Here is a 12518-nt window from a genome sequence, read left to right on the forward strand (position 1 = left end):
GAATGTGGCAAGTCATGGGCGACATATCTGAATCTTGACTGCCTTGTTCGCATCCTCCCCGGCACGGGGAGGGGGACCATGCGCAGCATGGTGGAGGGGGATGTCGGCAACCGAAACCGTTGCGCCGCGCGGACACCCCCCTCCACCGTCCTACGGACGGTCCCCCTCCCCACATTGTGGGGAGGATTGGCTTGGGCTACACGCCCGCCATGCTCTCCCGCCTGCGCGATCGCCCATGGACCACCGCGCTGCTGATCGGCGTGGCGGCGCAATTGCTGTTCGCCTGGGCGCTGGGCCGGCCGGGCAAGCTGTCGTTCGACGAAGTCCATTACGTCCCCGCCGCGCGGACGCTGCTGACGCTTGCCTATCCCGCCAATCCCGAACATCCGCTGGTCGCCAAGGAACTGATCGCGGCCGGCATCCTGCTGCTCGGCGACAATCCGTGGGGCTGGCGGATCATGGGGACGCTGGCGGGCACCGCGACGGTGCTCGGCGTCTTCGCCATCCTGCAACTGCTGTTCCGGCGGACGCATGTCTCCGCGTTCGGCGCGGCGCTGGCGATGCTGAACCAGACGCTGCTGGTCGAGGCGCGGACGGCGATGCTGGAGGTGTATCTCGGCGCGTTCGTGACGCTCGCCATCGCCGCGCTGCTGTGGTCGATGCGCGGTCGGCCGGCGCTGCGGCTGACGCTGGCCGCCTTGCTGTTCGGGCTGGCGGTCGGGGTGAAATGGGCGGCGGTGCCCTATGTCGCGGGCGCGGGACTGCTGCTGATCTGGGGCAAGACCGGCAAGCGCGATTACTGGTCGGGCCTGCCGCTGATCGCGGCGCTGGCGATCCTCGGCGTGGTCAGCATCGCCACCTATTACGCGACCTTTGCCCCGGCCTTCTTCTACGCGTCCGAGCCGCTGACCCTCGCCCGGCTGCTGCCGTTCCAATGGGATATGTACGAACGCCAGACGCAGGTGCTGGCGGCGCATCCCTATCAATCGAGCTGGTGGACCTGGCCGCTGCTTGCCCGGCCGATCTGGTATTTTTACGAACCCGACGCGGGTGTGCAGCGCGGCGTGCTGCTGCTCGGCAATCCCGCGATCATGTGGGGCGGATTGCTGGCCGTCGCGGTGTGCCTGCGGACCGGGTGGAAGCGGCGGGCACCGGCGTTATTCGGCGTCGGGCTGCTGTGGGTCGGGTCGCTGGCGGTATGGGCGGTGATCCCCAAATCGCTCGGCTTCTATTATTACTATCACCTGTCGAGCATCTGGCTCTGCCTCGCGCTCGCCGCCGCCTTCCACGCCCATGCCAAAGGTCGCCTCGCCCGCGCCGACGAATGGTTCGCGCTGCCGGCGATCCTGCTGTTCGTCTATTTCTACCCGATCCTCTCCGCCGCCCCGCTGTCGGGACCGCAGGCGTTCAATCGCTGGATGTGGTTCGACAGCTGGCGTTAGGTTAGTTCACGCGAAGGCGCGGAGGCGCGAAGAAGAGTAAATTATTCGCGCAAAGGCGCAAAGGGCGCAGAGAGGTTGCGATCGGGAGACGTCACCTTCCTCCCCGAAAATGGAAAGCCGCTGCCGCGGCAACCACAACCGCTCTGCGCCCTCTGCGCCCTCTGCGCCCTCTGCGCCTTTGCGCGAAAACAACTCTTCTCCGCTCCTCCGCGTGAACCCGATCAGCTCAACCGCCGCCCATACCGCCCCCACGTAAAGCGCGACGACAGCGCGAAATTCCACACCGCCCCGACCGCGATCCCCGCCAGCGCCGGCAGCGCCCACGCGCCGCCGCGCACGTCGTACAGGAACGCCGCCAGCCCGACATTGGCCACCGCCCCCACCGAACACACCGCACAGAACGACACCCAGCCATCGACCAGCGCCCGCACCCCGCGCAGCCGCCGGTCGCGATAGGTCAGGTGGTTGTTCAGGAAGAAGTTGAACGTCATCGCGACCATCGTCGCAACGATCGTCGCCGTCACGAACCCGCCACCCAGTTCGAGCAGCAATCCCAGCGCCGCCAGATGCACGATCGCCCCCGCCGCGCCGATCGCGGAGAACATGACGAACCGCACCGGCACCACCCGCCCGAACATCCGGTCGTACAGCGCGATCAGATATTCGAGCGCGACGACATGGTCGAGCTTGCTTTCCCCCACCGCCCGCGTGCGGAACACATAGGGCAATTCGACGAAGCGCAGCGGCACCGGCGCGGCGGTCAATATGTCGAGCAGGATCTTGAACCCGATCCCCGACAGGCGCGGCGCGACGCCCCGCACCACATCGCTGCGGATCATGAAGAACCCGCTCATCGGATCGGACAGATCGGCCTTCAGCACCCGCCGCGACAGCCGGGTGGCCAGCGCCGATTTGGCGACGCGATCGGCATCCCACGCCCCCGTCCCGCCGCCGTCGACGAAACGCGATCCGATCACCAGATCGAGCGCCCGATCCCCCGCCAGCGCCGCCGCCATGCGCGGTAACAACGCCTCGTCATGCTGCAGGTCGCCATCGATCACCGCGACCAGCGGCGCGGCGGTGGCGCACATCCCCTCGATACAGGCGGTCGACAGTCCGCGCCGGCCGATCCGTTGCAACACGCGGATGCGCGGATCACGGCGGGCGATCGCCCGCACGACATCGGCGGTGCCGTCGGGGCTGTCGTCATCGACGAAGATCGCCTCCCACGCATACCCCGCCAGTGCCGTGTCGAGCGCCGCGACCAGCAACGGCACGTTGCCGCGTTCGTTGAAGACCGGCACGACGATGGCGAGGTCGAGCGGGGTCATATCCCCCTTACCGTACCCCCGCGCAGGCGGGGGTCCAGAGCCACCGGCGATGCCGCTCGTTACCCTGGATCCCCGCCTGCGCGGGGATACGATAGCCAGCATAATTCACAACGCCGCCAACACCACGTCCGTCATCTCCCTGGTCGTGGCACGCCCCCCCAGATCGGGGGTACGGTGCCCCGCGACCAGCGCCGCCGTCACCGCCGCCTCGATCCGGTCGGCGGCATCGGCCATATCTAGCGAATGGCGCAGCATCATCGCCGCCGACAGGATCGTCGCCAGCGGGTTCGCCTTGCCCTGCCCGGCGATATCGGGCGCGGAGCCGTGGATCGGTTCGTACAGCCCCTTGCTGTCCTGATTGATCGCCGCCGAGGGCAACATGCCAATCGACCCGGCGCACATGCTCGCCTGATCCGACAGGATATCGCCGAACAGGTTGCCGGTGACGATCACGTCGAACTGCCCCGGATTGCGCACCAGCTGCATCGCGGCATTGTCGACATACATATGGGTCAGCGCGACATCGGGATAGTCGGCCGACACCTCGATCACCACGTCGCGCCACAATTGCGAGGTTTCGAGGACGTTCGCCTTGTCGACCGAACACAGCCGGTGGTTGCGGGTCCGTGCGGTGTCGAAGGCGACGCGGGCGATGCGCGCGACTTCGGCTTCGTCATAGCGCATCAGGTCATGGCCTTCGCGCAGGCCCTCGGCGGTCGTGCCGCGCCCCTTCTGCCCAAAATAGACGTCGCCGGTCAGTTCGCGCACGATCACCATGTCGATCGCGGCGGCGACTTCGGGGCGGAGCGCAGAGGCATCCTCCAGCCCCGCAAACAGCTTGGCCGGACGCAGATTGGCGAACAACCCCAATGCCTTGCGCAGGCCGAGGATAGCCTGTTCGGGGCGATGCTCGCGCGCGACATTGTCGAATTCGGGATCGCCGACCGCCCCGAACAGCACCGCATCGGCACGCTTGGCCAGATCGAGCGTCGCGGGCGGCAGCGGATGGCCGAGCGCGCGATAGGCGGCACCGCCGACCGGTGCCTCCTCGAACGTCAGCCCCAGATCGAGCGCGTCGAGCACCCGCCGCGCCGCCGCCACCACTTCCGGTCCGATCCCGTCGCCGGGCAGTATCGCGATCAAGGCCATTGCGTCATTCCCGTTTCGCGCACGAACATTGCGCGGCTCCATCGGCAAAAGCCCCTGCCCCAAGCCGGGCGGGTCACGCAACCGTCCTTTTCAGTCGTTCGACCATCCGTTCCCGCGCGGCGAGGATGTCCTGCCCCCTGCCCCCCAGCAGGTCGCGGGTCAGGAAATGGCCCGACAGCGCCAGCCCCTCGAACGCCGCGTCCCAGTCCGCCGGCCCGCCCTCGGCCAGAAACGCGGGCAGTGCCAGCAACCGGTGCTCCAGCCCGACCGCCGCCCCGCGCGACACCGCCCCGCCGCTCCTCGGGCTGACATGGGTCAGGTCGTCGCGCGCGCCGGTCGCGACACATTCGTCGAGCGCCAGCCCGAACCCCAGTTCGGATAGGATCAGCAACTCGGTCCGCACCAGCGCGCCGATCCACGCCCGCGCCGCGGGTGCCGCCGCGATCGCCGCGAACAGGCCGTCGAGCGCGGCATGGATACGCGGATAGGCCTGCGCCTCGGGCAGGGCATAGGCGGTCAGCGCACACATCCAGTCGATCGCCGCCGCTGGCACCGGTTCGGCGAACAGCAGCGCGCGGCTCTCGACCAGTTCGACGGTCAGCGCCGCCAACTGCGTATCGGTCCGCGCCCGCCAGTCGCCGCGGATCAGATTGCCCGGCTGCAACACCGGCCGAATCCCCCGGCTCCGCCCGCCGCGCACATAGCCGGGCTGGACCCCCGCCTCGGCGGTCAGGGCACGAACGACCGCGCCATGCTCGCCATGCGGGCGCGACGAGAGCAGGATGGCGGTGGTGTTCAGGTGCATGGCGTTGGTTTAGCGGGAATTGGCAAATACACCGAGCCGCGCCCTCAATTTCCGTTCGTTGGTTCCAGCAGCGCATCCGCGCTATCGACCGGCGGCAGATTCTCGACGGTACGATCCCGCCGAACGCGAAATCGGCCGCTGCCATAGCCTGAACCACTGCCCGTAGTTTCTACTGTGTAAGTCATTCCGACGCGAAGCGGCTTCGCCGCCACTCCGGGCGGAAGAAACGGCTTTCCTGTCAGCGTCTGGCCATACAGGATCGGGAACTGGTTCCAGCACTCACCAACATCCGTATTTTTCGACCAAACGACACCATTTTCAACGAGTTGAAGATCATCCTCTTGGTTAGGAATGGCCGCCGGTCCGGTTTCGGCTGAAACCATGATACTCCTTATACAATCAGCGTTTCGCTGGGACGCCGGGTCGACGACGAACGCGAGCCTTCCGGCGATCACTACGGCTTGGAGATGATATGCGTAGGAACATCCCGTAAGCGATAGGAGCAGGGCAGAACAAACGCTCCACTGTCCATGACGGGTCAAAGCGGTCCGCTCCCCGCAGATTTGAACGAGGCACTCAATTCAAAACATTCCGTACAGCGTACACATCGCTCAGAGACTTTCCTACCGGGTCTGAAGCAGGATATCGTGCGCTGGTTCTTTTATATTGTCGATCCACACGCAGCGTTTGGCTCCGAAAGCCTGCACAACCAGCGAGTTGCGCGAGTGTGACTTTTGTGACCTTTGACCCGCGCTACCCCCGCCGAACCCTCGACAACATCGGCCCGACCAACGGCCAGTCCCGCGCCCGCTTCACCCGCGCAACCGCGCCATCGAACGCCTGCAACGCCCGCACCGTCGCGCGATTGGCCCGGCTGTCCCGCAACAACAACAAGTCCACGCACGCCATCCCGCCGGTCGCGAATTGCCGCTTATGCTGCCCTTCCCCCTCGGTAAAATCGAACCGCAGCGCCGCCGGCTCCGCAAACAACGTCCGGAACGCCTCCAGATGCAACACGCTGCCCGGCGACCATTCGCCCCACGACGGATCATGCCCGACATAGTCGTACCGCACGTCGCCGCCGGTCATCGGGCAATAGAGGTAGGCGATCGGCGTGCCGCCCACGAACAACAGCCAGCCGAACGCCTCGCCCCGCGCGCCCTTGCCCTGCATCACCGCACGAAACGGAATGTCACCGGGCAGCCCCGCGCCGAGCAGCTTTTCCTGATAGGTCCGCGCCGCGACCGTCCGCGCCAGCCCGTGAAACTCGGCCAGTTCCTGCGCGGTGCGATAGGTCCGCACGTCGAGCGTGCCTTCATTCGCCTCGGCCAGCTTCTTGCGCTTGCGCTTCAAACTCGACCGCGCATTGCCCGACAGCCCCGCGAACCATGCATCGAACCCGATCGTCAGGTCGGTGTGATAGCGGGTATAGTGCTGCCGGACGAACACGATCCCGGCATTCGGGACGACCGCCGGCATCAACGGTTCGGGCAGGGAGGTCACCGACCAGCCGTCCGCCCCCTTGGGCAGCGGCGGCAGCACCGGCACCGCCCCCGCCAGCACGTCGCGCAACTCCAGCGGCACCCGCACCAGCCGCCGCCGCACCCAAAACAGCGTTCGCGCCCCGATCTGGAACCTGATCGGCCAGGGCTGGACCTGCGTCACGCCGCACGTTCCTCGATCAGGTTCGACCATAGCTGTTCGACCTGCCGCCACCGCGTCCTGAACGCACTGGCCGGGAGCGGCCGGTCGTCCTGCCCCAGCCGCAGCGGTGGACGGTCGCGGAAATGGGTCGTCGGCAGGCGATCGGCATCGGCGGCCAGCGTGCGGCACAGCGCCTCGAACCGGCGGACATGGACGCGATTGGCACGCGTGCCCGCCCGATTGGCCAGTTCGAAGCCATGGCTGACGATCGTCACCGCCGCATGGCGCTCCGCGGCGGCATGGAGCAGCGCGGCGCGCATCTCCGCCGCCGACAGCGCGCAGATCTGGAAATGCCGCCGCCCGCCGCCGGGCACCCCGATCGTCGTCACCGGCACCTCGATCAGCCCGCGATGCTCGACCGGTGCGATTCGATCGGGCGACAGCGCGATCATGCTCGGCCACGGATGATGCGCGCCATTATGGCTGCTGTCATAGGTCAAGCCGAGCGCCGCCAGCGCATCCAGCGTCACGTCGTTGGCGCTATAGCTCCCGGCGCGGAACGCGACCGGATCGGGCGCACCGGCGGCCCGCAACAGGTCGCGCGCCTCGCCCAGCAAGTCCTCCTGCGCCTGTCGCGACAGATCGACCAGTTCGAACACATGCGCGCAGCGCCGGTCCGCCAGCGCCGCCCGCGCCCAATTGGGATGCAAATGCAGCTGCACTTCCTGCCCCGCCGACAGGATCGCCTCGACGGTCGGCGCGATCGCCGCCATGCCATACAGCCGCGCGGGCAGCGGATCGACGAAGAAGCACGCCTTCAACCCATGCACCCGCAGCCGTTCGAGCTGCCACGTCACCCCGACCCCGGCGGGTTCGAGCGAGCGCTGCACCACGGTGTCGGCCGGCAGATCGGCAGCATGGTGCCGCCACATCAATTCGGTATCGATCGTCAGGAAGACGGGGGTCGTCATGGTCCTGTCCTGCCCGCTGCGCGTAAACAACCGGTGAAACACCGGCCGCGTTCGACAAGGTCGGGACGTATCATACTAACCGGTCGGCGGCGAACCGGCCCAGTCGTTCCACTCGGCGATCGCCGCAGCACTTTCCGCCCGTTGCGCCGCCAGAGCCGCTTCTTCGATCGCGCGGACCAGCGCCCCGTGACAGGTGGCCGTCACATCGACCCCCGCCGCCCGCGCACAGGCCAGCAACGCCGCGTCGATCGCGATCGGTTCAGCGGGCGTGGAAATAGTCATAGACCCCCTGCGCCATTGCCTTGCTGACGCCGGGCGCCTTTTGCAGATCGGCGAGGCTGGCGTTGCGTACCGCCCGCGCCGTGCCAAAATGCATCAACAGTGCCTTTTTCCGCGCCGGTCCGATGCCCGGCACCTCGTCCAGTGGACTGGCCCCGATCGCCTTCGACCGCTTGTCGCGATGCGCGCCGATGACGAAGCGGTGGACCTCGTCGCGCAACCGCTGAAGATAGAACAGCACCGGCGAATTGACCGGCAGCGTCAGTTCGCGCCCGTCCATCAGGTGGAACACCTCACGCCCGTCGCGGCCATGATGCGGCCCCTTCGCCACGCCGACCATGCACACATCCTCGATGCCCAGATCCTCCAGCACCGCCTTCGCCGCACTCAACTGCCCCTTGCCGCCGTCGATCAGCACCAGATCGGGCCAGCCATTGCCGTCACGATCGGTCTCCCGGTCGGGATTCTCCTCCTGCGCGCGGGCGAAGCGGCGGGTCAGCACCTCCTTCATCATCGCGAAGTCGTCGTTGGTCTGCGCCTGCTTGATGTTGAACTTGCGATACTGGCCCTTGCGGAACCCCTCCGGCCCGGCGACGACCATTGCGCCCAGCGCATTCGTCCCCTGGATATGGCTGTTGTCATAGACCTCGATCCGGTCGGGCGGCCCTTCCAGTTCGAACAGTTCGGCGACCTCGCGCAGCAGCCGCGCCTGCGTCGTCGACTCCGCATTGCGCCGCTGCAACGCTTCGTCGGCATTGCGCTTCGCCTGATCGAGCAGCCGCCGCCGCACGCCGCGCTGCGGCACCGACAGCGCGACCTTGAACCCGGCACGCTCGGCCATCGCCTCGGCCAGCACCTCGCCCTCCGCCAGTTCGCGGTCGACGAACACGTTGCGCGGCGGGGGCACCTCTTCATAAAACTGCATCAGGAACGCCGACAGCACCTCGTCCTCGGGCACCTCGTTGGTATGCGCCGGGAAGAAGCTGCGATGGCCCCAATTCTGCCCGCCCCGGATAAAGAACGCCTGAATGCCGATCACCCCCTCCAGACACGCCATCGCGAACACATCGGCATCGCCGACGCCGTCCGCATTGATCGCCTGCGACCCCTGAATGAACGTCAGTGCCTTCAACCGGTCGCGCAGCACCGCGGCCAGCTCGAAATCCATCGCCTCCGCCGCCGCCTGCATCTGCACGCCCAGCTTCGCCTGCACCTTGGTCGACTTGCCGCCGAGAAAGTCCTTCGCATCGCCGATCAGTTCGGCATAGGCCGTCTGATCGATCCGCCCGACGCACGGGGCCGAACAACGCTTGATCTGGTACAGCAGGCACGGCCGGTCGCGCGTCTTGAAGAAACCGTCGGTACACGACCTGAGCAGGAACAGCTTCTGCAGCGCGTTCAGCGTCTGCGTCACCGAACCGGCGCTGGCAAAGGGGCCGTAATAATCGCCCTTCGCCCGCCGCGCTCCACGATGCTTGCTGATGCGCGGAAAGTCGTGATCGGCGCGCAACAGGATGAACGGGAACGACTTGTCGTCGCGCAGCAGCACATTGTACGGCGGACGATAGCGTTTGATGAGCTGCGCTTCGAGCAGCAGCGCCTCCGCCTCGTTGTTGGTCGTCACGATCGTCATCGACCGCGTCTGCGCGACCATCCGCTGCAACCGCTTTGTCAGCCGCGACACCTGCGTATAATTGGCGACGCGGTTCTTCAGCGCCCGCGCCTTGCCGACATACAGCACCTCACCGCGCGCATCCTGCATCCGGTACACGCCCGGCCGCACCGGCAGCGTCGCCAGCACGTTGCGGATCGCGGCGACGCCGGCATCGATATCCGGCGCGTCCGACCCGCGCACGGTGAAGCTGGCCTTGTCCTCGTTGAAGCGATTGGGGGCATTGGGCGTTTCCGACATCGTCCCCGATTTAGGGGGTGCGTGGCGGTTGCGCCAGACGGCGGCGAGCCGAACCGCTCCATTCGTCGTCGCCGCCGCGGGGGAAGGACGCAGGAGAACAAGGGCGCAAAAGTCCGTTGGGCCGGCGCTACGTCCTACCCCACCCACGCCGCCGCGATGATCCGCAATCCGCGCACCGCATCGGCCGGATCGACCGGCACCTCGCCCCCGCCGCGCACCGCATCGCGCATCCCCCGGTAAAAGCCGCGCCAGTCGCCCGCTTCCGACCGGACCGGCCGCGATAGGCCCTCACCATCGGTCAGCACGCCCCATTGCGCATCGGGTTCGATGCCATAGCCGCTGTCGGTCGGCATCCCGCCCGCGCGCAGCACCGCCTCCTGCGGATCGATGCCGTATTTGACGAAGCTGCCTCTGGTCCCGTGCAGCGCGAAGCGGGGGCGTGGTGCCGCGACCAGCGACGCCGACCCGATCGTCACCCGCCGCGCGCCATAGCGCAGGACGATCTCGAAATAATCGTCGACGCCGGCCTGCGCCCGCTGCGCCGTCACGTCGCCCGCCACCGCATCGGGCATGCCGAACAGGTGGATCGCGTGATCGATCATGTGCGGCCCCAGATCGTTGAGCAGCCCGCTGCCCGGCCCGCCTTCCTCGCGCCAACCCGGCTTGATCGCCGGGCGGAACCGGTCCCAGCGGAACTCGGCCAGCATCACCTCGCCCAGCGCATCCTCGCGCAGCAACCGCGCGACCGTCAGGAAATCGCTGTCCCAACGGCGATTGTGGAACACGCTCAGCAACCGCCCCGCCCCGCGCGCCAGCTGCGCCAGCGCCACCGCATCGGCATCGTCGGTGGCCAGCGGCTTGTCGACCACGACATGCCGCCCCGCCGCCAGCGCCGCCTGTGCCAGCGGCGCATGGCTGTCGTTCGGCGTGGCGATCACCACCAGGTCGAGGCTGTCATCCTCGATCAGCGCCTGCGGATCGTCATGGCGCGTCGCCGCAGGAAACCGGTCGGTCGGCCGCGAGGTGGAGATGGCGGCCAGTTCCATGCCCTCGACGGTCGAGATCAGCGGCGCATGGAACGACGCCCCGGCAAGGCCGAACCCGATCAGGCCGACGCGCACCATCTCAGCCCAGCTTCGTCAGATCGGCGGCGACCTTCGCCACCTGCGCATCGGTGATCGCGCCATTGGCATAGGGCTGGACCTGCTTCAGGCTCATGCCCTTGAACGACGCATAGGCTTCGTGCGCCAGCATCCCCGGAAAGGTCGCCTCGAGGATCGCCTTGCCCTTCGGATCGGCGGCGATCGTTTCGATGCTGCTGTCGATGGTCAGTTTGGCGGCGGCCGGCGCGGCAGGGCCGGGTGCAGCGGCCGGTACGGTCTGGGCGGTGGCGGCGATCGGCATCGCCAGCAATGCGGCGGTAAGGAGCAGTTTCATCGGCAATCTCTCCACGGGCCTGTTCGCCCGGACCGGAACGTAGCGCCCCACCCGCCCCGCGCCAAGCGGGATAGGTCGATGGATCCCGAGCCATGCCAAGGCGAGAGCCACGCCCATCGCCCACAACCCCTGACACCCCCTTACAACCCTGACACCCGGCACCCTGTCACCCCGTCACCCCGGGCTTGACCCGGGGTCCCGCTTCTTCTCCTTCGCCAGCAAAAAGACGGCATCCCCCGGATTGAGCAAAAAAACCCGCCCACCAGCCCAAACCATACCCCGGCGGAGGCCGGGACCCAGTTGGGGGGACGTAAACCGGTCCGCCGCAGCGCCTCCCCAACTGGACCCCGGCCTCCGCTGGGATACCGCCAGGCATCGGCCAGGTTCGAAACGCTCTCGACCCGCAGCCGCTGGTCAAAGTCCCGCTCGTCAAACCAACAGAACCGAGACCCCGCCCTCTACACCGCGGCAACAACCTCACCCCGCCCGCTTCATCCAGCCATGCATTTCCATCCACTTGGCGAACGCCTCGAACCAGCCGGTGCTGGTCGTCGCCTTCGGATACATGCCGAAACCGTGACCACCCTGTTCGTACAGGTGGAACTCGACCGGCCGCTTCGCCGCCTTCCACGAATCGATCAGCCCGAACCCGGCATTGGCGAAGAACGGATCGTCGGCGGCGAGCGCCACGAACAGCGGCGGGGCGTCGGCGGGCACGGTCGCGGCGGACAACGGGCCATAGATGTCGCCGATAAAGGCCGGCTTCGCCGCGTTCGACGACAGCGTCGTCGCCATCGTCAGCATCGCGCCGGCCGAAAAGCCGATCATCCCGATCCGGTTGGGATCGACCTTCCATTCGCCGGCGCGCGAACGGACCAGCGCGAACGCCGCATTGGCATCGGCGATCTGCGGTGCCAGCGCGTTCGCGGCGCTGGCCGGGTTCGGTCGGGGCGGACGCTGTGCGGTGGCGGAGAACATGGCGGTCATCGACTGTTCGAACCCGGCCATATCGGCCGGCGTCTGGTTCAGCCGGTATTTCAGCACGAACGCCGCCACGCCGCGCGCCGCCAGCGCCCTGGCGACGTCCCAGCCTTCGTTCTGCATCGACAGCGTGCGGAACCCGCCGCCCGGCGCGACGATCACTGCCGTGCCATTCGCCTTGGCCGGATCGGGCAGGAACGGCGTCAGCGTCGCGTCGGTGACGTTCCGCGCGAACACGCTGCCATATTGCTGGTGCCACGCCTCGCGCGCCTTCGCGTCGGGCAGCGTGCCGGTCTTCAGCGGGATCGCATCCGGTTGCGCCGGGATCGCGATCGGCTCCATCTTGTCGCTCTGCGCCAGCGCCGGTGCTGCCACCGTGATCAGCGCCCCGCCAATCGTCCACGCCAGCGCGCGCAGACGCGCGTGTTTCATACCTGTCATGACCATCCTCTCCCTTTATTATCAGGCGAGTATCGGCAGCCGCGCACCCATTGTCCAATGATTCTGTTAGCGTTAACGGCGATCTCGGAAGTAGGCGTGCCGGTCCGCCAAGGCAGCGGTGTTTTC

The 12518-nt window shown here is 67.3% G+C and carries 12 protein-coding genes; 1 reads left to right on the forward strand and 11 read right to left on the reverse strand.

The genetic code is table 11. From position 1 onward, the window contains the following. Positions 1–209 precede the first annotated feature (209 nt). On the forward strand, positions 210–1442 hold the full coding sequence (locus tag ASE70_RS14590; RefSeq protein WP_056506245.1) for a phospholipid carrier-dependent glycosyltransferase: 1233 nt from the start codon (positions 210–212) through the stop codon (positions 1440–1442). Positions 1443–1663: 221 nt separating this feature from the next. Here ASE70_RS14590 and ASE70_RS14595 read toward each other — a convergent pair whose 3' ends face one another. The 11 genes from ASE70_RS14595 to ASE70_RS14640 all read right to left on the reverse strand — a co-directional run bounded on the left by ASE70_RS14595 (position 1664) and on the right by ASE70_RS14640 (position 12383). Next, positions 1664–2773 carry a glycosyltransferase family 2 protein gene (locus tag ASE70_RS14595; protein WP_056506248.1) on the reverse strand — a complete coding sequence of 370 codons (1110 nt, stop codon included), beginning with the start codon at positions 2771–2773 and terminating at the stop codon, positions 1664–1666. A gap of 105 nt (positions 2774–2878) precedes the next feature. Further along, positions 2879–3922: a 3-isopropylmalate dehydrogenase gene (gene leuB / locus ASE70_RS14600; protein WP_056506252.1), complete on the reverse strand. Its 1044-nt coding sequence runs from the start codon at positions 3920–3922 to the stop codon at positions 2879–2881. Between the two features lie 73 nt (positions 3923–3995). Further along, positions 3996–4727 (reverse strand): DNA repair protein RecO, encoded by a 732-nt coding sequence (gene recO / locus ASE70_RS14605; RefSeq protein ID WP_056506256.1) that lies wholly within the window; start codon positions 4725–4727, stop codon positions 3996–3998. A 44-nt stretch (positions 4728–4771) separates the two neighbouring features. Then, a complete protein-coding gene (locus tag ASE70_RS19985) occupies positions 4772–5110 on the reverse strand; it encodes a hypothetical protein (protein WP_156356286.1) in 339 nt (112 codons plus the stop codon). A 370-nt stretch (positions 5111–5480) separates the two neighbouring features. Further along, the gene (locus ASE70_RS14610) at positions 5481–6392 is read right to left on the reverse strand and encodes a GNAT family N-acetyltransferase (RefSeq protein ID WP_156356287.1); all 912 of its coding nucleotides are present in this window, start codon (positions 6390–6392) and stop codon (positions 5481–5483) included. After that, positions 6389–7342 (reverse strand): polysaccharide deacetylase family protein, encoded by a 954-nt coding sequence (locus ASE70_RS14615; protein WP_056506262.1) that lies wholly within the window; start codon positions 7340–7342, stop codon positions 6389–6391. The genes ASE70_RS14610 and ASE70_RS14615 overlap by 4 nt, the downstream gene beginning before the upstream one ends. Before the next feature lie 75 nt (positions 7343–7417). Further along, the gene (locus ASE70_RS14620) at positions 7418–7624 is read right to left on the reverse strand and encodes a type II toxin-antitoxin system CcdA family antitoxin (protein ID WP_056506265.1); all 207 of its coding nucleotides are present in this window, start codon (positions 7622–7624) and stop codon (positions 7418–7420) included. After that, positions 7602–9533, reverse strand: coding sequence for an excinuclease ABC subunit UvrC (uvrC, locus tag ASE70_RS14625; protein ID WP_056506268.1), 1932 nt, complete (start codon positions 9531–9533; stop codon positions 7602–7604). The genes ASE70_RS14620 and uvrC overlap by 23 nt, the downstream gene beginning before the upstream one ends. A 134-nt stretch (positions 9534–9667) precedes the next feature. Further along, positions 9668–10657 (reverse strand): oxidoreductase, encoded by a 990-nt coding sequence (locus ASE70_RS14630; RefSeq protein ID WP_056506273.1) that lies wholly within the window; start codon positions 10655–10657, stop codon positions 9668–9670. Position 10658: 1 nt separating this feature from the next. Then, a complete protein-coding gene (locus ASE70_RS14635; RefSeq protein ID WP_056506275.1) occupies positions 10659–10970 on the reverse strand; it encodes a hypothetical protein in 312 nt (103 codons plus the stop codon). A 477-nt stretch (positions 10971–11447) separates the two neighbouring features. Continuing rightward, positions 11448–12383, reverse strand: coding sequence for an alpha/beta hydrolase (locus tag ASE70_RS14640; RefSeq protein ID WP_235519991.1), 936 nt, complete (start codon positions 12381–12383; stop codon positions 11448–11450). Positions 12384–12518: the final 135 nt, after the last annotated feature.

The sequence above is a fragment of the Sphingomonas sp. Leaf22 genome (genome assembly GCF_001421715.1).
Classification (GTDB): Bacteria; Pseudomonadota; Alphaproteobacteria; order Sphingomonadales; family Sphingomonadaceae; genus Sphingomonas.

Coding starts and splice junctions, on each gene's coding strand:
- ASE70_RS19985 (WP_156356286.1), bottom strand. CDS start 5,110: ATGGTTTCAGCCGAAACCGGACCGGCGGCCATTCCTAACCAAGAGGAT.
- ASE70_RS14620 (WP_056506265.1), bottom strand. CDS start 7,624: ATGACTATTTCCACGCCCGCTGAACCGATCGCGATCGACGCGGCGTTG.
- recO (WP_056506256.1), bottom strand. CDS start 4,727: ATGCACCTGAACACCACCGCCATCCTGCTCTCGTCGCGCCCGCATGGC.
- leuB (WP_056506252.1), bottom strand. CDS start 3,922: ATGGCCTTGATCGCGATACTGCCCGGCGACGGGATCGGACCGGAAGTG.
- ASE70_RS14595 (WP_056506248.1), bottom strand. CDS start 2,773: ATGACCCCGCTCGACCTCGCCATCGTCGTGCCGGTCTTCAACGAACGC.
- uvrC (WP_056506268.1), bottom strand. CDS start 9,533: ATGTCGGAAACGCCCAATGCCCCCAATCGCTTCAACGAGGACAAGGCC.
- ASE70_RS14590 (WP_056506245.1), top strand. CDS start 210: ATGCTCTCCCGCCTGCGCGATCGCCCATGGACCACCGCGCTGCTGATC.
- ASE70_RS14635 (WP_056506275.1), bottom strand. CDS start 10,970: ATGAAACTGCTCCTTACCGCCGCATTGCTGGCGATGCCGATCGCCGCC.
- ASE70_RS14630 (WP_056506273.1), bottom strand. CDS start 10,657: ATGGTGCGCGTCGGCCTGATCGGGTTCGGCCTTGCCGGGGCGTCGTTC.
- ASE70_RS14615 (WP_056506262.1), bottom strand. CDS start 7,342: ATGACGACCCCCGTCTTCCTGACGATCGATACCGAATTGATGTGGCGG.
- ASE70_RS14640 (WP_235519991.1), bottom strand. CDS start 12,383: ATGAAACACGCGCGTCTGCGCGCGCTGGCGTGGACGATTGGCGGGGCG.